The sequence below is a fragment of the Streptomyces sp. EDA2-14 genome (assembly GCF_054963755.1).
Window position 1 is genome coordinate 39,874 of sequence record NZ_JBUEGE010000008.1, and the last position, 21,833, is coordinate 61,706.

At 71.2% G+C, this 21,833-nt stretch carries 21 protein-coding genes; 9 read left to right on the forward strand and 12 right to left on the reverse strand.

Translation table 11 applies throughout. The features are described from left to right. Positions 1-257: 257 nt before the first annotated feature. Complete coding sequence (locus ACY34M_RS20855) at positions 258-650, reverse strand: ankyrin repeat domain-containing protein (protein ID WP_462719683.1); 393 nt, start codon at positions 648-650, stop codon at positions 258-260. A 281-nt stretch (positions 651-931) separates the two neighbouring features. Between ACY34M_RS20855 and ACY34M_RS20860 the strand changes: the two genes are divergently transcribed. After that, positions 932-1,126: a hypothetical protein gene (locus tag ACY34M_RS20860; RefSeq protein WP_266598445.1), complete on the forward strand. Its 195-nt coding sequence runs from the start codon at positions 932-934 to the stop codon at positions 1,124-1,126. A gap of 37 nt (positions 1,127-1,163) precedes the next feature. Further along, positions 1,164-2,747: a hypothetical protein gene (locus ACY34M_RS20865; RefSeq protein ID WP_462719682.1), complete on the forward strand. Its 1,584-nt coding sequence runs from the start codon at positions 1,164-1,166 to the stop codon at positions 2,745-2,747. Positions 2,748-2,757: 10 nt separating this feature from the next. Here the strand turns inward: ACY34M_RS20865 and ACY34M_RS20870 are convergent, their stop codons facing one another. Next, positions 2,758-4,284, reverse strand: a complete 1,527-nt coding sequence (locus ACY34M_RS20870) for an SCO1417 family PLP biosynthesis transcription factor (protein ID WP_462719681.1) — start codon at positions 4,282-4,284, stop codon at positions 2,758-2,760. Between the two features lie 100 nt (positions 4,285-4,384). Between ACY34M_RS20870 and yczE the strand changes: the two genes are divergently transcribed. The 4 genes from yczE to ACY34M_RS20890 all read left to right on the forward strand — a co-directional run bounded on the left by yczE (position 4,385) and on the right by ACY34M_RS20890 (position 7,865). Continuing rightward, positions 4,385-5,059 carry a membrane protein YczE gene (gene yczE, locus ACY34M_RS20875; RefSeq protein WP_462719680.1) on the forward strand — a complete coding sequence of 225 codons (675 nt, stop codon included), beginning with the start codon at positions 4,385-4,387 and terminating at the stop codon, positions 5,057-5,059. Then, positions 5,056-5,823, forward strand: coding sequence for a glycerophosphodiester phosphodiesterase (locus ACY34M_RS20880; RefSeq protein ID WP_462719679.1), 768 nt, complete (start codon positions 5,056-5,058; stop codon positions 5,821-5,823). The genes yczE and ACY34M_RS20880 overlap by 4 nt, the downstream gene beginning before the upstream one ends. Positions 5,824-5,869: 46 nt before the next feature. Next, positions 5,870-7,225 (forward strand): MFS transporter, encoded by a 1,356-nt coding sequence (locus tag ACY34M_RS20885; protein WP_462719678.1) that lies wholly within the window; start codon positions 5,870-5,872, stop codon positions 7,223-7,225. Positions 7,226-7,481: 256 nt separating this feature from the next. Next, positions 7,482-7,865: an RNA polymerase-binding protein RbpA gene (locus tag ACY34M_RS20890; protein WP_462719677.1), complete on the forward strand. Its 384-nt coding sequence runs from the start codon at positions 7,482-7,484 to the stop codon at positions 7,863-7,865. Between the two features lie 108 nt (positions 7,866-7,973). Here the strand turns inward: ACY34M_RS20890 and fxsA are convergent, their stop codons facing one another. The 4 genes from fxsA to ACY34M_RS20910 all read right to left on the reverse strand — a co-directional run bounded on the left by fxsA (position 7,974) and on the right by ACY34M_RS20910 (position 12,081). Continuing rightward, positions 7,974-8,570 (reverse strand): FxsA family membrane protein, encoded by a 597-nt coding sequence (fxsA, locus tag ACY34M_RS20895; protein WP_462719676.1) that lies wholly within the window; start codon positions 8,568-8,570, stop codon positions 7,974-7,976. Positions 8,571-8,628: 58 nt separating this feature from the next. After that, positions 8,629-9,402, reverse strand: a complete 774-nt coding sequence (locus ACY34M_RS20900; protein WP_462719675.1) for a polyprenol monophosphomannose synthase — start codon at positions 9,400-9,402, stop codon at positions 8,629-8,631. Between the two features lie 533 nt (positions 9,403-9,935). After that, entirely contained in the window at positions 9,936-11,549 is a 1,614-nt protein-coding gene (locus ACY34M_RS20905) for an amidohydrolase (RefSeq protein ID WP_462719674.1), read from the reverse strand. 91 nt (positions 11,550-11,640) lie between these two features. Next, complete coding sequence (locus ACY34M_RS20910) at positions 11,641-12,081, reverse strand: Lrp/AsnC family transcriptional regulator (protein ID WP_462719673.1); 441 nt, start codon at positions 12,079-12,081, stop codon at positions 11,641-11,643. 232 nt (positions 12,082-12,313) lie between these two features. On the opposite strand from ACY34M_RS20910, the gene ACY34M_RS20915 reads away from it, so the two are divergent. Then, entirely contained in the window at positions 12,314-12,766 is a 453-nt protein-coding gene (locus tag ACY34M_RS20915; RefSeq protein WP_462719672.1) for a hypothetical protein, read from the forward strand. 19 nt (positions 12,767-12,785) lie between these two features. Here the strand turns inward: ACY34M_RS20915 and ACY34M_RS20920 are convergent, their stop codons facing one another. The 3 genes from ACY34M_RS20920 to ACY34M_RS20930 all read right to left on the reverse strand — a co-directional run bounded on the left by ACY34M_RS20920 (position 12,786) and on the right by ACY34M_RS20930 (position 16,740). After that, positions 12,786-13,904, reverse strand: a complete 1,119-nt coding sequence (locus ACY34M_RS20920) for a phosphotransferase family protein (protein WP_462719671.1) — start codon at positions 13,902-13,904, stop codon at positions 12,786-12,788. A 47-nt stretch (positions 13,905-13,951) separates the two neighbouring features. Next, positions 13,952-15,025, reverse strand: a complete 1,074-nt coding sequence (locus tag ACY34M_RS20925; protein WP_462719721.1) for a hypothetical protein — start codon at positions 15,023-15,025, stop codon at positions 13,952-13,954. Positions 15,026-15,576: 551 nt separating this feature from the next. Further along, positions 15,577-16,740 carry an acyl-CoA dehydrogenase family protein gene (locus tag ACY34M_RS20930; protein WP_462719670.1) on the reverse strand — a complete coding sequence of 388 codons (1,164 nt, stop codon included), beginning with the start codon at positions 16,738-16,740 and terminating at the stop codon, positions 15,577-15,579. A 309-nt stretch (positions 16,741-17,049) separates the two neighbouring features. Here ACY34M_RS20930 and ACY34M_RS20935 point away from each other — a divergent pair, with 309 nt between their 5' ends. Further along, complete coding sequence (locus tag ACY34M_RS20935) at positions 17,050-18,306, forward strand: glycoside hydrolase family 18 protein (protein ID WP_462719669.1); 1,257 nt, start codon at positions 17,050-17,052, stop codon at positions 18,304-18,306. Between the two features lie 55 nt (positions 18,307-18,361). Here the strand turns inward: ACY34M_RS20935 and ACY34M_RS20940 are convergent, their stop codons facing one another. From ACY34M_RS20940 to ACY34M_RS20950, 3 genes are all read right to left on the reverse strand, one after another. After that, a complete protein-coding gene (locus tag ACY34M_RS20940) occupies positions 18,362-18,991 on the reverse strand; it encodes a TetR/AcrR family transcriptional regulator (RefSeq protein ID WP_462719668.1) in 630 nt (209 codons plus the stop codon). A gap of 122 nt (positions 18,992-19,113) precedes the next feature. Continuing rightward, positions 19,114-19,272: an SCO1431 family membrane protein gene (locus tag ACY34M_RS20945; protein WP_462719667.1), complete on the reverse strand. Its 159-nt coding sequence runs from the start codon at positions 19,270-19,272 to the stop codon at positions 19,114-19,116. A gap of 206 nt (positions 19,273-19,478) precedes the next feature. Next, positions 19,479-20,870 carry a peptidase C39 family protein gene (locus ACY34M_RS20950; RefSeq protein WP_462719666.1) on the reverse strand — a complete coding sequence of 464 codons (1,392 nt, stop codon included), beginning with the start codon at positions 20,868-20,870 and terminating at the stop codon, positions 19,479-19,481. A gap of 183 nt (positions 20,871-21,053) precedes the next feature. Here ACY34M_RS20950 and ACY34M_RS20955 point away from each other — a divergent pair, with 183 nt between their 5' ends. After that, positions 21,054-21,695: a uridine kinase family protein gene (locus tag ACY34M_RS20955; protein ID WP_462719665.1), complete on the forward strand. Its 642-nt coding sequence runs from the start codon at positions 21,054-21,056 to the stop codon at positions 21,693-21,695. The last annotated feature ends 138 nt before the right edge of the window (positions 21,696-21,833 follow it).

Genomic DNA, 21,833 nt, shown 5'->3' on the forward strand with positions numbered 1-21,833 from the left:
TCGACGCAACCGGGAATGCTCACCTACCTGGCCACGCGACAACACGTCGGAGCGCCCGCCGTCTCTTGCTTGCTGCTACCCATTTCTCTGCCTCTCGTCCAAGGCCCGGAACCGGGCCGTTCACGGCCCGCTCTGCACGTGGGCACCACCTGCCCCGGCATCGCGTCCGTAAATCACGCCGTCATCATGACCCAGCGGCTCAGCCCACCGCGACCACATTTCCCGCACCCCCGTTCTGCCTGCTCAGAGCCGGTGCGTCAGGACGCACCGAAGAGATCTACGAGCTCCGCCTTGCCGAACATCCGGGCCGTGTCGACGGCCGACGGGGTCCCCGCGGCCGGATCGGCGCCTCCGTCGAGCAGCGCCCTGATCACGTCGTCCGCGCCCTTGAAGACCGCGCCCGCGAGCGGGGTCTGGCCCTTGTCGTTGGCGCGGTTGGCGTCGGCGCCGCGCTCCAGGAGGGCGCGCACCGCCTCGGCGTGCCCGTGGTAGGCGGCGAGCATGACGAGCGTGTCGCCCCGGTCGTTCGTGAGGTTCGCCGGCACCCCGGCGTCCACGTAGCCCACGAGAGCCTCCGTCTCGCCGCGTCGCGCGAGGTCGAAGATCTTGGTGGCCAGCTCCACGACCTCCGGGTCGGGGGCTTCGCTCATCGGGCGGACCGCCTTTCTCATACGTGCCGGTACGGCTGTGCAGCCGTACGAGTGAATCGACAGCGTACTGCCCGGCCAGGGACATGACCCGACCCCGCCGAGGCAAAGATCACGACGAGTGCGGACGACCGTCCGGCAGCACGCTCGAGGGCTCTCCAGCAGTTCGCCGATTGGGTGAAAGCTGAGAATTTCCACCCATTTGCACCTTTTGTCGTATAGATACATGCTGTGAGCCTGGAAGAACTCATGGTGACTGTCCCCACCAACCAGGAGAAACCCTCATGATCCTGTCCATCTCGGGCGTCGTGCTGCTCGGCATCATCGTCTTCTTGTTCTTCCGCAAGGACGGCCTGAAGGCCTCGCACGCACTGGTCTGCGCCCTCTTCGGCTTCTACTTGGCGGGCACGGCCATCGCCCCGAGCATCAAGGCGGGCGGCCAGAGCCTCGCCAGCCTGCTCGGCGGGATCAAGTTCTGACGGCCCATCCACCCGCACACACCTTCAGGAGACCGTAGTGGCCAGGCGCCCTCTCCCCCGCATTCTGAGCAATGGCAGCGCCTCGATCGCCCGGAGCCGGGACATGGCACGGACGGCCGCCGACAGCGCCACCGACGTTCTCCACCCCCTCATCACGATCACCCGTGGACTGCGCCGCCTGGCGAGTGCCGGACGGCACAAGTGGGCGGACACCCCCAAGGAGAAGCGCGGACCGCTGCTCTTCCTGGTGGCCGCCGTGGTCCTCGTCGTGGTGTTCATTCCGTACGGTCCGCTGCTGGCGCTCATCACCCTGATGGCGGCGGCCGCATGGAAGGGGCGCGATCCGAAGCCGCCGGAGCAGACCGGCCCCGACGATTCGCAGGTACAGCGCCTCTCGTCGCTCTACGAGGCGCTTGTACCGTACTTCTCCGTCGCCGACGACCCGAGCCCGCTGTACGCGCACGGGGGCGACTGGGAGAAGGCCTTCGAGACGTTCGACTTCGACGGCGACGGCCGGGTCGACCGGATCGACATCCGCTATCCCGCGTACTTCACGGACGGGGAGGCGGAGTCGCGGGCCCGGATCGAGCAACTGCTGCACGCCAAGCTCGGCCGGAGCCGCGAGTACCACTTCGCGTGGGACGAGGAGGGCAATCACCTCACGGTGACCGTGCTCGACCCGCTGCCCACGGACATCGCCGCCCAGCCCTTCGTCACCTCGCCCGGTGAGACCGTGCTCGGCTTCACCGACGGGACCGGCGTCCAGCGCACGCTGCCGGTCATGGCGGGCGAGGAGGAGCGGGACGTGCCGCCCGTCGTGTGGCGCACCGGCGTCCGCTCCACCGAGCCGCACCTGCTGATCGCGGGGCAGCCGGGCAGCGGCACGACGTCCCTGCTGCGCTCCGTCGCGCTGCAGGCCCTGCGCCACGGCGACGTGCTGATCATCGAGGGCAGCGGCACGGGCGACTACGCGTGCCTGGTCGGCCGCTCCGGGGTGCTCGCCGTGGAGTGCGGGCTCGCCGGCGCGCTGACCAGCCTCGAATGGGCGGCGCACGAGACGGAGCGGCGGCTGATCGCCGCGAACCGGGCGCGTCAGGCCGGGCACCCCACCCCGGACGACATCAAGCGCCCGCTGTGGATCCTGCTCGACCGGCCCAGCGCTCTCGGCCACCTGGCGGCCGCGGACGGCCGCAAGGACCCGCAGACGCTGCTCCAGGTGCCACTCCGGCACGGTCGCGCGGCCGGTGTGACGGTCGTCGTGGCCGAGCAGTTCGACAGCCTCGACGCCCTGATCGAGCCGGTCCGCCAGCACACCCGCGCGCGCGTGGTGCTCGGTCCGGCCGCTCCGGAGGAGCTGCGGGACGTCCTCGGCGCCGTGCCGCAGACGACGCCCACCGCCGACATCCCGGCAGGCCGCGGCTACGCCCGCCTGGGCACCGGGCCGATCCACCGCCTCCAGGTCCCCGCCACCCCGGACCCGTACGACGACGCGACGAGCGAGGCCCACCGCCAGGCGGTCGCCGCGCTGCTCCCGGAGCGCAGCACGCCGGCCGATGCGGCGACCGTGCAGACGCCTGTCGAAGCGGTGCCGGACGAGGCCGAGGCGCTGGCCGAGCGCTGAGGGCGACCGGTTACGCGATCAGGGTGCGCGGCACGTCCCCGCCCGTGCCCTGACCGTCCCGGACGAGGCGGGCCGCCGCCGCGAGCCGCAGCGCCGCCTCGTCGGCCACGGCGCCGCCCACCGTGAACGGCAGCCGTACGTATCCCTCGAAGGCCCCGTCGACGCCGAAGCGGGGCCCGGAGGGCACGCGCACCCCGACCCGCTCGCCCAGCTCCGCGAGGCGCGAGCCGGACAGGCCACCGGCCTTCACCCACAGGGTGAGGCCCCCGCTCGGCACGTCGAACTCCCAGTCGGGCAGCTCCCGCCGCACGGCGGCCACCAACGCGTCCCGGTTCTCGCGCGCCTGCCCGCGCCGCAGCGCGACGGCCTCCTCCCACCCCCCGGTGTTCAGCAGCCAGTTCACCGCCAACTGCTCCAGGACCGGGGTACCGAGGTCCGCGTACGCGCGCGCGGCGACCAGGCTGCGGATGACGTCGGGAGCGGCCCGCACCCAGCCGATGCGCATGCCTGCCCAGAACGCCTTGCTGGCCGAGCCGACGGTGATCACCGTGGAGCCCGCGGGATCGAACGCACAGACCCGGCGGGGCATCGCCCCGCCCCCACCGTCCGCGCCGTCCTCGCCCTCCCCGTCGAAGCGCAGCTCGGTCATGGTCTCGTCGACCACCAGCACGGTTCCCGCCGCGCGCGCTGAGTCGACCAGCGAGCGGCGCTGCTCCTCGTCGGCGAGCGCGCCCGTCGGATTGTGGAAATCGGCGACCACATAGGCGAGCCGGGGCGCCGCCTCCCGCAGCACCTGCCGCCAGCGGTCGAGGTCCCATCCCTTGAGGCCGTCGGCCATGGCGACGGGCACGAGCCTGAGGCCCGCCTCGCGCATCAGCTGAAGGATGTTCGCGTACGAGGGCGACTCCACGGCCACGCGCTCGCCGCGGCCCGCGAAGAGGTGGCAGATCGCGTCGATGGCGCCCATCGCGCCGGTCGTGACCATGATCTGCTCGGGCATGGTCGGGATGCCGTGCGCCGTGTACCGCTCGGCGATCATCGTGCGCAGGGCGGGCAGACCCGCCGGGTAGTCGCCGTGGGTGTGGGCGTACGGAGGCAGCTCTTCCAGGGCGCCCTGGACGGCGCGGGTCAGCCACGGTTCGGGCGCGGGCAGGGCCGCCGTGCCGAGGTCGATCATCGAGCCGAGCGCCTCGGGCGGCAGGGGTTCGAGGCCGCGCGCGGGGAGCGGATTCCCGGCCGGTACGGCGGTCCAGCTGCCCGCTCCCCTGCGGGACTCCAGGAAGCCCTCGCCGCGCAGCGCCTCGTAGGCGGCCGCGACCGTGGTGCGGCTCACCGAGAGGGCCTGGGCGAGTTCACGCTCGGCGGGAAGCCGCGTGGCCACCGGGACGCGGCCCTCCAGGACAAGCAGCCGGATGCCGTCGGCGAGGGCGCGGTAGGCGGGCGGGCGGCGGGTGCCGGGGCCCGCGGGGCGGGGCTGCTGCGAGGTGAGCAGCCGGGCGAGCTGGGTCGAGCCGATCGCCGAAGTCCACTGGGCCATGCGAGCCAGTCCACCTTCCTCGAATTGGCCATGGTTGGCATCCGATTCCACGCCACAGAGTGTCACGGGTCAGGCCACTACCACCACAGAGGGGCTCATCTTGTCCGCGTCACCGACCGCTCCGCCGCCCGGCGGCCGGCTCCCCCGCCGGCTCGTACAGCTCTACGCAGGTCTCGCGCTGTACGGCGCGAGTTCGGCGCTCCTCGTGGAAGCGGGGCTCGGTCTGGAGCCCTGGGGCGTGCTGCACCAGGGGCTCGCCGAGCTGACGGGCATCTCCATCGGCGTCGTGTCGATCATCGCGGGCGCGATCGTGCTGCTCCTGTGGATCCCGCTGCGCCAGCGCCCCGGCCTCGGCACCGTCTCGAACGTCTTCGTGGTGGGCCTCGCGATCGACGGCACGCTCGCCGTAGTCCCGGACGCGCACTCCTACGGGGTGCGCATCCCGCTGATGATCGCCGGAATCGTGCTCAACGGGGCCGCGACCGGCCTGTACATCGCGGCGAAGTTCGGTCCCGGCCCGCGCGACGGGCTGATGACCGGGCTGCACCAGCGCACCGGCCGCTCGATCCGCCTCATGCGCACGGTCGTCGAGGTCGCCGTCGTGGTCACCGGCTTCGCCCTCGGCGGCACGATCGGCGTGGGCACGGTCCTGTACGCCTTGGCGATCGGCCCGCTGGCGCAGTTCTTCCTGCGCTTCTTCGCCGTCCCCGCGTCGCCCGCCGGTTCCACCGCGGTCGCCGACGGCTCGCCGCGGCGGGCCATACTGCGACGGTGACCCCGCTCGTACGCCACCCCTACCTCGACCACCCCGGCCCCCTCGCCCTCGCCCACCGGGGCGGGGCGGCGGACGGCCTGGAGAACACCGTCGCCGCGTTCCGCCGCGCCGTGGACCTCGGCTACCGCTACATCGAGACCGACGTGCACGCGACGTCCGACGGGCGCCTGGTCGCCTTCCACGACTCCACGCTGGACCGGGTCACGGACGGCGCCGGCCGGATCGCCGACCTCCCGTGGTCCGCGGTGCGCCACGCGCGCGTGGCGGGCAGCGAACCGGTGCCGCTCTTCGAGGACCTGCTGGAGTCCTTCCCGGACGTGCGCTGGAACGTGGACGTCAAGGCGGAGCCCGCACTCGTCCCCCTCCTCGATCTGCTGCGCCGCACGCGCGCGTGGGACCGCGTGTGCGTCGGCTCCTTCTCGGAGGCGCGCGTCGCCCGCGCGCAGGCGCTCGCGGGCCCCCGCCTCGCGACGTCGTACGGCACCAAGGGCGTGCTGGGCCTGCGCCTTCGCTCGTACGGGATTCCGGGCGCGCTGCGCCGCTCGGCGGTCTGTGCCCAGGTGCCGGTGCGGCACGGGCGGGTGCCGGTGGTCGACCACCGCTTCGTACGGGCCGCCCACGCGCGCGGGCTGCAAGTGCACGTGTGGACGGTGAACGACCAGAAGGAGATGCGGCGACTTCTCGACCTCGGGGTCGATGGCATAGTTTCCGATCACATCGAGACGCTGCGGGACGTCCTCAAGGACCGGGGGGCGTGGGTCTGATCGCCACACCGCGGCGCCGTACGGCGGGGACTGCAAGGGGACACGGGTGGGCACCGAGATCGCGCCGGAGGCGGCGCAGGAGGCGTCCGCGCCTGCGGAGCGCAAGCGCGAACAGCGCGGCTGGTACTTCTACGACTGGGCGTGCTCGGTCTACTCGACCAGCGTCCTGACGGTGTTCCTCGGCCCCTATCTGACGTCGGTCGCGAAGGCGGCGGCGGACCCGGACGGCTTTGTGCACCCCCTGGGGATCCCGGTCCGCGCGGGCTCCTTCTTCGCGTACTCGGTCTCCCTGTCGGTCATCCTGTCGATCTTCGTGATGCCTCTCGCGGGCGCGGCCGCCGACCGGACGGGCCGCAAGAAGCCGTTGCTCGCGCTCTGCGCCTACATAGGCGCCGCGGCGACGGCCGGGATGTTCTTCCTGGACGGCGACCGCTATCTGCTCGGCGGCCTGCTTCTCGTCGTCGCGAATTCCTCGCTCGCCGTGTCGATGGTGCTCTACAACTCGTACCTCCCGCAGATCGCTCCCCCGGAGGAGCGCGACGCGGTGTCCTCGCGCGGTTGGGCCTTCGGATACGCCTCGGGCGCCCTGGTCCTCCTGGCCAACCTGGTGCTGTACACGGCACACGACACCTTCGGTCTCTCCGAGTCGGCTGCCGTGCGCATCTGCCTGGCGTCGGCGGGCGTCTGGTGGGGTGCGTTCACCGTCGTGCCGCTACGCCGCCTGCGCGACCGGCGCACACAGCCCACGCCGGGTGGTACGGCCTCCGGACCGCGTCAGTTGCTGGCCACCGTGAAGGACATGCGCCGCCACCCGCTGACGCTCTCCTTCCTCCTCGCCTACCTCGTCTACAACGACGGCGTACAGACGGTGATCTCGCAGGCGTCCGTGTACGGCTCCGAGGAGCTCGGGCTCGACCAGTCGACACTCATCGTGGCGGTGCTGCTCGTGCAGATCCTGGCGGTGGCCGGGGCGCTCGCGATGGGCCGCCTCGCGCGCGTGTACGGCGCCAAGCGGACGATCCTCGGTTCCCTTGTGGCGTGGACGGTGACGATCGGGGCCGGCTACTTCCTGCCCGCGGGGGCGCCGGCGTGGTTCTTCGTGCTCGCCGCAGGCATCGGACTCGTCCTGGGCGGCACGCAGGCGCTGTCCCGCTCGCTTTTCTCGCATCTTGTTCCTGCGGGCAAGGAGGCCGAGTACTTCTCCGCTTACGAGATGAGCGACCGCGGGATGAGCTGGGTGGGGCCGCTGGTGTTCGGGCTCGCGTACCAGCTCACAGGAAGTTATCGCGACGCGATCGTGTCCCTTGTCGCCTTCTTCGTGATCGGTTTTGTCCTGCTCGCGCGGGTTCCGGTCCATCGCGCGGTGCGCGACGCGGGCAATTCCACACCGTCCCGGATTTAGCACCTGAAGGCAAAGACCGGTAGTGTACGCGGTTGGCCTGCCAGGCGTACCGTTACTGCACGTCGAGATCGCAAAACGCTGGGTGACATCCTGCGTGAGATGTGACAAACCGGTCACCGGTGGGTACAACAAGGGGCGGCTACGACGGCGACGCATGACCCGGAAACCGGGAATCTTTACCGCCGACCGGACGTTGACCGGATGACGACGACAGCGACACCTGTCCTGTGGGCGACAAGCCCGGGAGGCACGATTCATGAGTGAGCGAGCTCTTCGCGGTACACGCCTCGTAGTGACCAGCTACGAGACGGACCGCGGCATCGACCTGGCCCCGCGCCAGGCCGTGGAGTACGCATGCGAGAAGGGGCACCGCTTCGAGATGCCCTTCTCGGTGGAGGCCGAAATTCCGCCGGAGTGGGAGTGCAAGGTCTGCGGGGCCCAGGCACTTCTCGTCGACGGTGACGGCCCTGAGGAGAAGAAGGGCAAGCCGGCTCGTACGCATTGGGACATGCTGATGGAGCGGCGCACCCGTGAGGAGCTCGAAGAGGTCCTCGAGGAGCGCCTGGCGGTCCTGCGTTCGGGCGCGATGAACATCGCGGTGCACCCGCGCGACAGCAGCAACAACCGCAAGTCGGCCTGACCCGGGTTCGACACCGCGTACAACGGCCGGGGGCCGGACACATCCTGTGTGTCCGGCCCCCGGCCGTTTGTCGTGCGACCGCGCCGGATCGCCGGTGCGCCCGGTCGGTCAGGGCGTGAGCGGCGGGCGCGGGTCCGTGTCGTCCCCGCGCGGGCCCGGCCGCTCGTCGTCCCTGACGACCTCGCCCTGGATCACGGTGCCGCCGGACTGCCGCATCCTGGCCTGCTGAAACGCGTCCCCGAGCGGGCCCTGGCCCGCCGACGCGCCCATCTTCCGCTCGACCGTGCGCCCGGTGTACCGGCTCAGCGCCGTGCGCAGCGGCGGAATCAGCAGCAGAAGGCCGAGAACGTCCGAGACCAGCCCGGGGATCATCAGCAGGAGCCCGGCGAGCATCAGCAGGCCGTTGCCCTGCGAGCGCTGCTCGGTGGGCTTGGCGGCCTCCGGAGACCCGCTCTGCTGGCGCTGCAGCGTCTCGGTGAGGTTCTGGAAGGCACGGCGCCCCGCGGACTTCATCACCACGGCGCCGAGCACGATCCCGGCCACCAGCAGAATGCCCAGCGTGAAGCCGCCGATCGCCCCTGCCACCAATGTCAGCAGCCAGATCTCGAGGACCAGCCAGGCCGCGAAGGCGAGCGGCAGATAGCGGCGGAGCGGGGAGCGCCGGGCTCCGTCGGACGGATTGCGAGGCGGAGTGCCAGTGGTCATGCTCCCAGTCTGCCTGGGACCGGGTCCGATTGGCGTAAGCGGGGGATCATGATCGCTCTCAGCGAGCGTCCGGTTTGCGGCCGACCACCTTGTCGACGCGCGCCCCCACACCCCACATGGTGACCCGCCACAGCGCCTCGACGACGATGTCCTTGCTCATCTTGGAGTCGCCGCGCTCGCGCTCGACGAAGGTGATGGGGACCTCGACGACGTGATAGCCCTCGCGCACCGCGCGCCGGGCCAGGTCGACCTGGAAGCAGTAGCCCTGCGAGGCGACCTCGTCGAGCCCGAGGCCCTCCAGGGTCTCGCGGCGGAAGGCGCGGTAGCCGCCGGTGACGTCGCGCAGCGGGACGTCGAGCAGGAGCCGCGAGTACGTGGAGCCGCCGCGGGAGATGAACTCGCGGGACTTCGGCCAGTTGACGATGCGGCCGCCCGGCACCCAGCGCGAGCCGAGGACCAGGTCGGCGCCCTTGAGCGCGGTCAGCAGCCGGGGCAGCTCCTCCGGCTGGTGGGAGCCGTCGGCGTCCATCTCGACCAGGACGCCGTAGTCGTGCTCCATGCCCCAGGCGAAGCCCGCGAGGTAGGCGGCGCCCAGGCCCTCCTTGCCGGTGCGGTGCAGGACGTGCACCTGCTCGTCCTCGGCGGCCAGCTCGTCGGCGAGTTTGCCGGTGCCGTCGGGGCTGTTGTCGTCGGCGATCAGGACGTGCGCCGCGGGCACGGACTCCCGGACACGGCCCACGACGGGCTTGATGTTCTCCGCCTCGTTGTAGGTCGGGATGATCACCAAGGTCGTGCCCAGAGGGCCGAACGTCCGCCCACCGCCGTCGTTCACAGATTCCCCTTAAAACTTCCGTCCACAGGGGGACCACCATAGCGAGCACCTCAGTTCACGCCGATAAGGCGCCCTGGGTGAGCTGCGAGGGGGAGGGACACGAAACGCATCGCTGCGGATCGGCATGTACTGCGGATCGGGGCCGGGCGTCCTTCGGGCCGACCGGGGGCCCGCTGGCTGCGGGTCGACCTCAAGCCGTTGTCTACTGAACGCCCGGGCCCCACCCGGGTCGCACCTGGCCGACCGGCTGGAACGTTCCAGCGCCCCGTGGCGCGGGCGCTGGGCCTGGCTCCCAGTGGTGGTACGCCGGTGCGGCGCACCACCCCCTGACCCAGCTGCGTTCTACGACTGCCTGGACTTCCCCGGTCGTGCCTGGAGGTGGTGGACTCGGCCGAACCTACCCGTCGACCTCCGCGCTTTGTCAACAGGCGTTCGACCTGCGCCTCTGCGCGAACTCCCCTGGTCAGCGCCGAGGATTCGCAGGTCGCGCAGGACCGTGCCGCGCCAAGATCGAAGCCGTGGCGCCCCGGTTATCACTCGTCCGGCCGTACGAAGACCGTCTGACCGAACACCACCGTCCGCAGGCAGACCGGGAGTTGGGCCCCCGGCGAGAGGTCCGGCAGGCCGGGGGTTCCGGAGCGCGGGTCGGTCGACCAGCGGGCCACCCGGTCGTCCGGAGCCTGCACGACCAGCTCTTCGGTACGCCACACGGCGTAGTCCGCGGGTGCGCCCGGCACGAGGATGCCCGCGTCGTCGCGGCCCACGGCACGCCAGCCCCCGCGCGTGTGGGCGGTGAACGCGGCCCGTACGGAGACGCGGTGTTCGGGCGTCCGGTGGAAGGCGGCGGCGCGGATCGTGCCCCACGGGTCGAGCGGGGTGACCGGGCTGTCGGAGCCGAAGGCGAGCGGAACACCGGCCTTCAGGAGGGCCGCGTACGGGTTGAGGGTGCGCGCCCGCTCGACACCGAGGCGGTCGGCGTACATGCCCTCCTCGCCGCCCCACAGGGCGTCGAAGGCGGGCTGCACGGAGGCGGTGAGACCGAACTCCGCGAAGGCGGCGACGGTTTCGGGGGTGAGCATCTCGGCGTGCTCGACACGGTGCCGTGCCGCGCGCACGCGCGCGAGGCCGACCTTTTCCGCGGCGGCGCGCATGCCGTCGACCACGGCGGTCACGGCGGCGTCGCCGATGGCGTGGAAGCCCGCCTGAAGGCCGCTCTCCGTACAGGCGACCACATGGGCGGCGATGTCGGCGGCGGACATGTAGGCGGTGCCCTGGTGCGACGCGTCCGTGTAGGGCTCGTGCAGGCACGCCGTGTGGGAGCCGAGGGCGCCGTCGACGAACAGGTCGCCGGCGGCGCCCAGCGCGCCGAGGGCACGCGCGCGCTGGATGTCGCGGTCCGCCCAGTAGCCGGCGACGCGCGGGCCCGGCTCGGAGCGGGCGAGGTCGAGCAGGCCCGTGAAGTCGTCCTCGGAGGAGATGTCGGGGCCCGCGCACTCGTGGACCGAGCCGATGCCGAGGGACGCGGCGTGCTGGAGCGCCGTGCGCTGGGCCTCCGTGCGCTGCTGGGGCCCCACGGCGGCGAACGCGGCGGCGCGCACGGCGTGGTGGGCGTCGCGGGTCAGGGGCCCTTCCGGATCGAATCCCGGCCGGTCCGCGACGCCGGGCACGAGGTCGAGGAGCGCGGTGCTGACGGCGGCCGAGTGCACGTCGATACGGGAGAGGTAGACCGGGCGGCCCGTCGTCGCCTCGTCGAGCTCCGCGCGGGTGAGGGGCGTCCGGTCGGGCCAGCGGGCGGCGTCCCAGCCGTGACCGAGGAGGACGCGGTCGGTGGCATTGGCCGCGGCGTGCTCCCGTACGAGGGTCAGGGCCTCGGCGCGGGAGCGGGCGGCCGTGAGGTCGAGGCCGGTCAGGGCGAGGCCGGTCGACGTGGTGTGGACGTGGGCATCGGTGAACGCCGGGGTCACCAGGGCGCCTTCGAGGTCGATCACCTCGTCCACACCGTCCGCGAACGAGTCCGCCGCACCTTCCGAGCCGACCCAGGCGACATGACCCGCCTCCACCACCATGGCGGTGGCGAAGGGGTCGGCCGGGCTGTGGATCTCGCCTTGGCGCAGGAGAACGGTGCGGGGAGTGGGGGGCGTGCTCATGGGGACATTTTCCCGTGCCCGCGGGGTGGGGCTGCGCCGGGGTCGGATGTGTCCGCTCCGGAGCGCGCGGGCGGGAGTGCGACGACAGGCGCTAGACCCGCGGGGGCCTCGCCTCGTACGGAGTGGAGAGGACCACCGTGGTGCGGGTGGAGACGCCTGCCAGGGAGCGGACCCTGGCCAGGAGGTTCTCCAGCTCGTGGGGGGTCTCCACCCTGACCTTGAGGATGTAGTTCTCGTCGCCGGCGACGCTGTGGCACGCCTCGATCTCCGGGACGCCCGCGAGGCGTTCCGCGATGTCGTCGGGGGCGCTCGGGTCGAACGGTTTCACCGAGATGAACGCGGTGAGCGGCAGACCGACCGCCTCCGGGTCGACCACCGCGGCGTAGCCACGGATCACGCCGCGCTGTTCGAGTCGGCGCACCCGCTGGTGCACCGCGGACGTGGACAGGCCGGTGGCCTTGCCCAGGTCTGTGTAGCTCATCCGCCCGTCCTTGACGAGCAGCTGCACAATCTGTCGGTCGAGCTCCTCCATGCCGCTGAACCTACCCGTCCCTTGATCCTCCCGGATACCTGAAGGATCGAGATGGGCGATACGTCTACCGCGAGAGGGGCAAGCCCATTCGACATGTGACGAAGACCACAGACATCCGGCCGTGTCCATCGGCATGTGGCGATTACCTGGACGAAGAGCCGGGAAATGCTTGCTGTGGCCGAGGCCGCCACCATGGACATCCGCGGCCGGCCCACCCGAGGGGGAGAATCCCATGCAGAGTGTGAAGCGTTCCGGACGTCCTGGCGCGCGCGGTCGCCGACAGGCGATCACCGAGCCCCAGCCGGAGGGCGTCGAACGCGACCTCTTCGACACCGAAGGGGACGACATGGACGGCTACGAGACGTTCGAGATGTACCGGGTGGCCTGCCCGGACTGCGGCAAGGCCATCGCCCTCCTCGCGGAGGAGGACGTGCTGCCGGAGCACGCCCATGTGACGTCGCCGTGGGACCCGTTCGGGCTCACCGTCTGCGTCGGCGGCGGCAGGACCGTCGCCGAGGCCCTGCCCACCGGCGATCCGGCGGTCGCTCAGGAGCAGGACGCCGCACTGCTGTTGACGCTCCCTCAGGGGCTCGACTGGCGCACCCAGCCGTTCTCGCACGTCGGCGGCCCCGGCTCGCGCCCCATCCGGGTGCCGGACCAGTCCCACCGCGCCGCGGCCGCCTGATCCGGCGTCACCCGGTCCGCTACAGGCGCTCCGCCCAGTAGTCGCCCTGCACCATGGCCCGCAGGCTGTCGTGGTGCAGGATCAGGCTGTCCGGGTCCGCCGGTTCGGTGGCCTCGCCGAAGTGGATCTGCCGGTAGGCGACGCGGAGCATCACGACGGCGTGCCGCAGGGCCGCGTAGAGCGTGTAGAAGTCCATGTCGCGCGGGATGTGGCCGGTCAGTCGCGCATAGCGGGCCTCGACGCGGTCGCGGCGCAGGAAGTCCGGCAGTCCGCGTTGGCCGAAGGTCTCGGTCAGGTCCTGGAAGAAGCGGTGCAGGTACACCATCCAGCCGAGGTCGACCTCGCGCGGCGCGATCGATGCCATCTCCCAGTCGAGGACGGCGGCGGGTTCGAACCCGTCCTCGTCGTAGATGATGTTGCCGATGCGGGCATCGCCCCAGTTGAGGACCGAGGGGCCCTCCTGCTGCGGCCACAGCCGCTCCAGACGCGCGAAGGCGCTCTCGATGAGGGGTGAGGGGCTCCTGCCCGCCACCACCCAGTCGTAATAGGCGCGTTGGGCGCTCACATGGCGGCGCAGCGCACTGCCGTCGCCCGGCAGCGCGAGGAACTCCGCCTCGGCGACCGGCACGCCGTCGTGCAGCCGCGCCAGCACGCGGATGCTCGCGTCCTCCAGGCGTTCCCGCTCGCCGTCGGTGGCCTCGTGCAGCCAATTCCCCTCGTACGTATAGGGCATGACGTCGGGCGGTACGTCGCCCGCCACCCGTTCCATGACGAAGAACGGGGCGCCGAGCGGTCCCGCGTCCTCCTCGAGCCACAGCACGCGCGGCACAGGCAGTCCGGTGCGCTCGGCCGCCAGCCGCATCGTGCGGTACTGGCGCGGCATGTCGTACACCGGGAAGATCGTGTACGCCGAGGGGTCCGCGGCCAGGCGCAACGCGCAGGCGCGCAGCGGTGGTTCGGGGTGCTCGATGTCGAAGAGCAGGGTCTCGCTCGACATGCCGTTGGACTCGGGGACGGTGACGTTCACCGCCTTCGCGCCGGGCAGTCGGCGGCCGAGCCACGCGGTCAGCCGCCGGGCGATCTCCTCGGGCTCGCGGGTGGAGGTGCGGGGTCTGGGCTGTCGGGGCGCTGTCGCCATCGCCGAACTCCCTGTCCGTGCCGGCCGCCGAGGGCCGTGATGGTTGGTTACGACCGTTCGGGGGCCACCGATTCGAAACCCGTGAAGCCGCTCGGGTCGTGGCGGCCGAAGCTGCCGTGCTCGAAGATTCCGTGCCCGACCTGCCCGTCGAGGGTGAAGCGGGCGGCGTGGTCGACGACCCCGAACGCGGCCCGTGGGTGGGCCGCCGGGTCAGCGAGGTCGTACGTGCGCCGGTCGCACCAGTCGTGGCCCTGCCAGGTGCCGTGCTGCCAGTCGTCGGCCGGTGGGTAGCCCGCGCCGACGGCGAGCGGGGAGGACGCGAGGATCTCGACGCCCACTTCGAGGGGTTTGCGGTCGACCGGGTCCATGAGGTGGATGACCGCGCGCTCGGGGTGGCGGGTGCCGGGGCGGTACGTGATGTCGGTGTGCGGCCAGCCGAGTTGGCGGTCGCGCCGGCCCTCGCGGACGAGTGTGGCGTCGTTGAGGGTGCGGTAGCCGTCGGCGTCCTCCTGGGTGATCACCATGAGGAAGCGGTCGTCGAAGCGGACCGGCGCCCAGATCCAGTGGAACCCTTCGGTGGGGTACTCCTGCGCGAGCCGGCCGCCCTCCTCCCCCGGCACCGGCCGCACACCCCAGCTGCGGTCGCGGGTCCCGGTCCAGTCGCTCAGCCGGATCTCGCGGCCCCCGATCCGCAACCACCCGTCGCACCGCCCGGCCTGCACGAACCGCTTGCCCTCCAGGGTGAGCCGCGCCCCCTTGCGCTGGGTGTGGTGCGGCTCCCACAGGGCCGGGAAGTCGGCGCTCCAGTTGATCTCGTACGAGAGCCCGTCGGGGTCGTCCGGATCGGCGGCGCAGGTCAGGACGAAGTCCTTGAGCGGGCGCTCGACGTGGATCCGCAGCGGACCGACCGCCATGTGCATCCGTGCCTCGTCGGTCAGTGCGGTCGAGGAGCGGACCGCGTGCAGGGTGTCGCCGACGCGCAGCGTGGCGTAGGCGTCGATCACACCCAGGTTCGGATACACGCCGAGGCCGAGGATGAGCAGGAACCGGCCCTCGGGGTCGACGAGATGGAAGATGCACCGGTCGTAGGCGTTGCGGTCGCCCGTGGCGACGTGCTTCATCGACAGCGGGACCTGGTGGACGGGGTACTCGTCGAGGGCGACGGGGCGGTCGACGGCCTCGTTTGCGGACACGGCAAACCTCCCTGGGAGCACGGTGGTTGACGTCGCCCGGAGGGGTGCGGCCTGCCCGGCGGCCGAGTTGACGGTACGTCAGCTCGGCGTTGCTGGCCAGACGTTCGACCGGGCCGCACCACGCGTACGGGTATGTCGTGAACTGACGCTCGAATTCGTCAACCAGTGACCGCCGTCATCCCTCTTTCGTTGAAGGAGCATGACCTCGACGCAGACCTCGGCACCTGCGCCCACAGGACGACGCAGGCGAATCCTCGTACCCGTCACCGCGGAATCCGCGGCTGCGGAGTCGGCGAACGCAGAATCGGTTCAGCAGTCCACACAGCCCCCGCAGCCGCAACCGCCCCGGCCCCGCCCGCACAATCCCCCGATCTACCAGGCGATGATCACGGCCTGGACCGAGGGCGGCAGGACGCTGCCGGGGCGCGAGGACCCGGAGTGGGCGCGACTGATCGCGCCCACCGTGCGCACCGGGCAGTTCAGCGCGATTCAGGACCGGCGAGGTGACGGGCGATGACCATGCGCTGGATCTGATTGGTGCCCTCGACGATCTGGAGCACCTTCGCCTCGCGCATCAGGCGCTCCACGGGGAAGTCGGCCGTGTAGCCGCACCCCCCGAGGACCTGCACCGCGTCCGTGGCGACCTTCATCGCGGCGTCCGTGCACAGCAGCTTCGCCATGGCGGCCTGCTTGGAGAAGGGCCTGCCCGCGTCCCGCAGCCGGGCCGCCGAGAGATACAGGGCGCGGCCCGCCTCGATCTGCGTCGCCATGTCCGCGAGCATGAAGCGCAGCCCCTGGAAGTCGGCGATGGGCCGGCCGAACTGGGAGCGCCCCTTCGCGTACTCCACCGCCGCGTCGAGCGCGGCCTGCGCGACGCCGACCGCGCACGCCGCGATGCCGAGCCGGCCCGAGTCGAGGGCGGAGAGGGCGATCTGGAAGCCCTGCCCCTCGTCCCCGAGGCGGCGCGTGTCACTCACCCGCACGCCGTCCAGGTGGATCTGGGCGGTGGGCGAGCCCTTCATGCCCATCTTCTTCTCGGGCACCGCCGCGCTCAGCCCCGACGCGTCACCGGGCACCAGGAACGCCGTGATGCCGTGCGCGCCCTCGCCGCCCGTGCGGGCCAGCACCGTGTAGAAGTCGGCGACGCCGCCGTGCGTGATCCAGGCCTTCGTGCCCGTGAGCACCCACTCGTCGCCGTCGCGCACCGCCTTCGTGCGCAGGGAGGCCGCGTCGGAGCCCGAGGCCGGCTCGGAGAGGCAGTACGCGCCGAGCAGTCCGCCGCCCAGCATGTCGGGCAGGTGCTCGGTGCGCTGCTGCTTCGTCCCGAAGTTCGCGAGGGCGTGACAGGCCAGCGAGTGCACGCTGACGCCGAGGCCCACCGTGAGGCGCGCGGCCGCGAACTCCTCCAGGACCTGGAGGTAGACCTCGTAGGGCTGCTCGCCGCCACCGAACTCGGCGTCGTACGGCAGTCCGAGCAGTCCCGACGCGGAGAGGAGCCGGAAGGTCTCGCGAGGGAAGCGGCCCGCCTCCTCGTCCTCGTTCGTGTGCGGGGCGATCTCCCGCTGCGCGATGTCGCGGACGAGCCGCAGCAGATCCTGAGCTTCGTCCGTCGGCAGCTGACGCTCGACTCCTGGCTCCGGCATGGCGACGCTCTCCTCCCTGGGCGGGCACTGCGGCGACGACCGCCGGGTGGGCGGGCGACGCCGGGTGGTCACTGCCGGGCCGATGCTGCCCTCCCGGATCACGGAAAGCGCAGACCAAACGGGCCGCGGCGTGTTGAGTATTCCCGATCCGGAGCGCCTCGTCACTAGTTAACGACCGCTTACTCCAAGTTTTTCGAAGGCGCCGGAATTGGTTCGTACCATTGACCCCACTGGTCTAGTCCTTCTAAGGTGCGGCGCGTTGGTCCACAGCACGAACCCCCACGCTCCCCTCCCCCACGAGGAGACACGATGCTCAGACCGCACCTCCCCCGCAGGGCCTTCAAGGCCCTCCTCTCCGCGGCGTGTTGCGCCGCGCTCGGCGCCGGACTGCTCGCCGGCGCGGGCAGCGCCACCGCGCAGCAACAGACCGACCGGCAACAGCTCGGCGCCGAACCGAAAGCGGCCGGTTCCAAGGTCGTCGGATACTTCACCGAGTGGGGTGTCTACGACCGGAACTACCACGTGAAGAACATCGACACCTCGGGCTCGGCGGACAAGCTCACGCACATCAACTACTCCTTCGGCAACGTCCAGGGCGGCAAGTGCGCGATGGGCGACTCCTACGCCGCGACCGACAAGGCGTACACCGCGGACCAGTCCGTGGACGGCGTCGCCGACAGCTGGGACCAGCCGCTGCGCGGCAACTTCAACCAGCTGCTGAAGCTGAAGAAGAAGCACCCGGACCTCAAGATCCTCTGGTCCTTCGGCGGTTGGACCTGGTCCGGCGGGTTCGGCGAGGCGGCCAAGGACCCGGCCGGGTTCGCCCAGTCCTGCTACGACCTCGTCGAGAACTCCAAATGGGCCGACGTCTTCGACGGGATCGACATCGACTGGGAGTACCCGAACGCCTGCGGCCTCACCTGCGACACCAGCGGGCGCGACGCCTACAAGAACCTGATGGCGGCGCTGCGTTCGAAGTTCGGCGGCGACTACCTGATCACCTCCGCCATCCCGGCCGACGCCTCCGAGGGCGGCAAGCTGGACGCCGCCGACTACGCGGGTGCCGCCCAGTACGTCGACTGGTACAACCCGATGACGTACGACTTCTTCGGCGCCTGGGACGCGAAGGGGCCCACCGCCCCGCACTCGCCGCTGACCTCGTACGACGGTATTCCGAAGGCGGACTGGAACTCCTCGGCCACCATCGCGAAGCTCAAGGAGATGGGCGTGCCCGCCTCCAAGCTGCTGCTCGGGATCGGCTTCTACGGGCGGGGCTGGACCGGCGTCACGCAGGACGCTCCCGGCGGCACGGCGACCGGGCCCGCTGCCGGCAAGTACGAGCAGGGCATCGACGACCACAAGGAGCTCAAGAGCAAGTGCCCGGCGACCGGCACCGTCGGCGGCACCGCGTACGCGCACTGCGGGAACGACTGGTGGAGCTACGACACCCCGCAGACCATCGCCGGGAAGATGGACTACAAGAACCAGCAGGGCCTGGGCGGCACCTTCTTCTGGGAGCTGTCCGGGGACACCTCGGACGGTGAGCTGATCAAGGCGATCGACTAGCCGTACCGCGCCTCTTCGAAAGCGCTCCCCTGGCCGTACGCGCGCGTGCGCACGGTCAGGGGAGCACCGGCGCCGGGTACGAGGGTTCGAACTCCTCGATCACCCGCAGGGTTTCGCCGAGCGTGCGCACCAACAGGGCGCGGACCGTGTCCCGTTCGAGCTCGTGGTGGCCGATCCAGTCCAGCGTGATGCCCTCGACGCTGCACAGCCAGCCGAGCAGCGCCGTCCGCGCGAGCCTCGGCACCTCGGGCGTCCCGTACGCGGCCCGCGCGATCGTGTCGATCAGCGCGTCGCGCACCCCGTCCCTGATGGCCTGCACCTGGGCGTCGAAGCCCACGCCTCCGGTGACGATCGTGCGGTACGCCGCCTGGTTCCGCTCCGCGTAGCGCAGATAGCCGTCCACGGTGCGGTGCACCCGCTCGACGGGCGTCAGGTCACCGACACTGCTCGCGCCGTCGACGAGCTCGCCCACGGACTCCTCGATGATCGCCAGGTAGTAACCGCGCTTGGACTTGAAGTAGTAGTAGATCAACCCCTTGGCCACGCCCGCGTGCTGGGCGATGTCGTCCATGGACAGCGCGTCGTAGGACGTGTCGGCGAACAACTTCCGGCCGATGGCGATGAGTTCGGCGCGGCGGGCGGTGGAGCGGTCGGTGCCGCGCTCCCGCTGTTGGGTCATGTTCACAATTCCGGCCCCGGTCTCGGACTCCCTGCGGATGCCGCAGTATGGCACCTTCCGAGGCGGTTTCCCGGCCGCACGGCGGGGCGGAGGTGGTGCGCGTCACGTCGCCGCGGGCGACGGAGCGGTCACATCAGGCCGAGCTGTGTGACGAGCATCGCCACGACCACGACGAGGGTCCAGCCCATGACGTGCTCAAGGATCTTGGGACCGTCGTCCTTCGGCCCGCCGGTGCGCACGGAGGCGGTGGCGCGGGAGGCGTTGGCAGTGGCAGAACTTGCGCTCATGGGTGTCTCACTCGGGTCGCGGTACGGATCCTGACTCCCCCGACTGCGCCCGAACCCCCTCGCGGCGCCTTTCCACCTTGCCATCGGATCGCCGCCACGCGCCCGAGACCTTGGTCACGTACCACCGCGCCGCACCGCGTCGTGGTCTCCTCACGGGGGGGATGTCTCTCCCTGAGGAGACCACCACGGGCGGCCCCGTTCATCGGTCAGCGCACGCCCACCGCCGCCAGCGCCTTGCGCTGCTTCGTCGTCGGGTGGGCCGGGAAGTACAGGTAGCAGACGCCGCCGGTGCCGGAGACGACCTTGCCGGTGGCGTTGTAGCGCTTGGTGCGCAGCCAGATGTTCTCCCACTCGCGCCTCTTGTAGACGCGGCGGACGGCGGGGTCGTTCGGGGACGCCGGGTCGTTGGCGATCACGTCGCCCGCGGCGGTGAAGCCGATGACCGTCATGAGGTGCCCCGAGGTGCCGTAGCCCGCTCCGGTCAGCTCCTCCTTGAGGAACGACTGGGACGTTATGGCCGGGATCCCGGCCGCGATCAGCGTCTCCAGGTCGGCGAGGGAGGAGAGGCGGGTGACGACGCCCTGCATGTCCTTGTACGTCGCCGCGTACGCCGCGTTGAACGGCCAGTTGCCGCAGCCCTCGTACTGGTAGTCATACGTATGACGCGCCGCGTGGCAGACCTGCGGGTCGGTGTACGAGGGGTTCACCCAGGACAGCTGTTCGGACGTCGGTTTGCGGCCCCAGTACTCGATGATCATCTGCGAGGACGTGGGGCTGCACCAGGCCTCTCCCCCGTTGTCGTACTCGGGGTACTGCCCGGCGTGGATGTTCTGCGAGTAGCGCGGGACCTTCAGCTCCTTGGCGAGGCCAGGAGCCGACGCGGGGACCGTGAAGCGGTCGGGGACGTCGGAGCCCATGGCACCGAGCCGCCACACCGTCGGCGCCGCCTTCGAGCCGGGCGTACGCAGCAGCCGCAGGCGCAGCCGGTAGGCGGCGAGGCGCAGTCCGGACGACGCGTCGTCGATGGAGAACGTGTCCGTCCAGATGCTCGACTTCCCGTCGCTCTGGTCGTCCACGGACGTGCGCCGGATGTCGGCGTCCTTGTCGTCGCCGGAGGTCCAGCGGCCCATCACGTACCAGGGGGTGGTGGCACCGTCCGTGTACGTGCCCTGGAGTTCGACCTGGATCCAGGTTCCCTTCGGGGTGTGCGCGTTCCAGGACGCGACGACCTCGGTGGCCGGGACCGAGAGCGCGTGCGCCGGGGAGAGCCACTCGGCGTACTCCCACTCGGCCGTCCTGGCGAGGTGCGGATCCTTGTACGTCGTCGTGCCGGCCGGCGTGCCGATCGTCACGCCGGGGCGCGCGCCCGCGGTGACCCTGGTGCCCTGCCCGGTGCCGGACCGCCAGTCGGCGGCTGTCGTCCAGGTGCGGTTGTCCACGGGGCGGTTCACGGGCTCTTTCCGGGCGGACGGTGCGGGCTGTGCGGAGGCGGCGGCACGCGCGGGGACCGTCGCGGCCGTCGTGACGAGCGCGACGCCCGCGGCCGCCGCGAGAACGGTTCTGCGGGAGAGCGGGGACGGGGTTTCGGGTCTGGTCATCGGCTGATCCCTCGGTCGTCGGATCTGACGGACGTGACAAGGTGCGCCAACTATGGCCGCCGGGGCGGGATTTCCACCAGCGTTTCGCGGCGGGCCACCGACACCAATATTGGTCTTCACCACTGGCATGACCTGCGGCGGCGCGCGCGAAACCGATCCGGGCCGCGTCGTACCCTTGCGGCCGTGAGCTACCACCATGTGTCCCTCGCCGACTGCGCCGACCGGATCCGCCGGCTGCCGCCCTCCTGCGGCCCCGTGCGCCTCGTCGGCATCGACGGACACGCGGGTTCCGGCAAGTCGACCCTCGCCGGGCGGCTCGCGGCGGCGCTCGGCGGGGCGCCCGTCCTGCGGCTCGACGACCTCGCGAGCCACGACGCCCTCTTCGCCTGGACCGAGCGACTGCGCACCCGGGTCCTCGACCCGCTCTCCCGCGGCGAGACCGCGCGCTACGAGACGTACGACTGGACCGCCCGCCGCTACACCGCCGTGCGCGAGCTGCCGCCCGCGGACGTCGTCCTGATCGAGGGCGTGGGCGCGGGCCGCGGCGAACTCCGTCCGTGGCTCGCGATGTTGCTGTGGCTCGACATGCCGCGTGAGGCCGCATGGGCGCGGGGGCGCGCGCGGGACGGCGCGGTGCAGCGGGAGTTCTGGGACGGCTGGATTCCAGCGGAACAGAAACACTTCGAAGAGAACCCGTCCTTCCCCTTCGCACACCTTTTGGTACGAGAGTGTCCGGAGGGGTACGAGGCACGGAAAGGGCCTGGCGGGATCCCGACCTTGAAGGAGATCGTCACGCACGGTGATGAACCGCCAGCGGTGCGGTGAACCTCTGGAATCAGCCTTCCGCCACTTTCCACGAGAGCCCCAACTCTGCTTGACCGGGGGGCCGTACAGGACTTACGTTCTCAATGTGCGGCCTTTCGGGGCCGCCCGCAGTCGCGAAGCCCCCGGTTGTTCCCCCGT

Bases quoted from the DNA above. Each gene is read 5' to 3' on its own strand.
- ACY34M_RS20855 (WP_462719683.1), bottom strand. From the start codon at position 650: ATGAGCGAAGCCCCCGACCCGGAGGTCGTGGAGCTGGCCACCAAGATC.
- ACY34M_RS20860 (WP_266598445.1), top strand. From the start codon at position 932: ATGATCCTGTCCATCTCGGGCGTCGTGCTGCTCGGCATCATCGTCTTC.
- ACY34M_RS20870 (WP_462719681.1), bottom strand. From the start codon at position 4,284: ATGGCCCAGTGGACTTCGGCGATCGGCTCGACCCAGCTCGCCCGGCTG.
- ACY34M_RS20890 (WP_462719677.1), top strand. From the start codon at position 7,482: ATGAGTGAGCGAGCTCTTCGCGGTACACGCCTCGTAGTGACCAGCTAC.
- fxsA (WP_462719676.1), bottom strand. From the start codon at position 8,570: ATGACCACTGGCACTCCGCCTCGCAATCCGTCCGACGGAGCCCGGCGC.
- ACY34M_RS20905 (WP_462719674.1), bottom strand. From the start codon at position 11,549: ATGAGCACGCCCCCCACTCCCCGCACCGTTCTCCTGCGCCAAGGCGAG.
- ACY34M_RS20910 (WP_462719673.1), bottom strand. From the start codon at position 12,081: ATGGAGGAGCTCGACCGACAGATTGTGCAGCTGCTCGTCAAGGACGGG.
- ACY34M_RS20915 (WP_462719672.1), top strand. From the start codon at position 12,314: ATGCAGAGTGTGAAGCGTTCCGGACGTCCTGGCGCGCGCGGTCGCCGA.
- ACY34M_RS20920 (WP_462719671.1), bottom strand. From the start codon at position 13,904: ATGGCGACAGCGCCCCGACAGCCCAGACCCCGCACCTCCACCCGCGAG.
- ACY34M_RS20925 (WP_462719721.1), bottom strand. From the start codon at position 15,025: ATGAAGCACGTCGCCACGGGCGACCGCAACGCCTACGACCGGTGCATC.
- ACY34M_RS20930 (WP_462719670.1), bottom strand. From the start codon at position 16,740: ATGCCGGAGCCAGGAGTCGAGCGTCAGCTGCCGACGGACGAAGCTCAG.
- ACY34M_RS20935 (WP_462719669.1), top strand. From the start codon at position 17,050: ATGCTCAGACCGCACCTCCCCCGCAGGGCCTTCAAGGCCCTCCTCTCC.
- ACY34M_RS20945 (WP_462719667.1), bottom strand. From the start codon at position 19,272: ATGAGCGCAAGTTCTGCCACTGCCAACGCCTCCCGCGCCACCGCCTCC.
- ACY34M_RS20950 (WP_462719666.1), bottom strand. From the start codon at position 20,870: ATGACCAGACCCGAAACCCCGTCCCCGCTCTCCCGCAGAACCGTTCTC.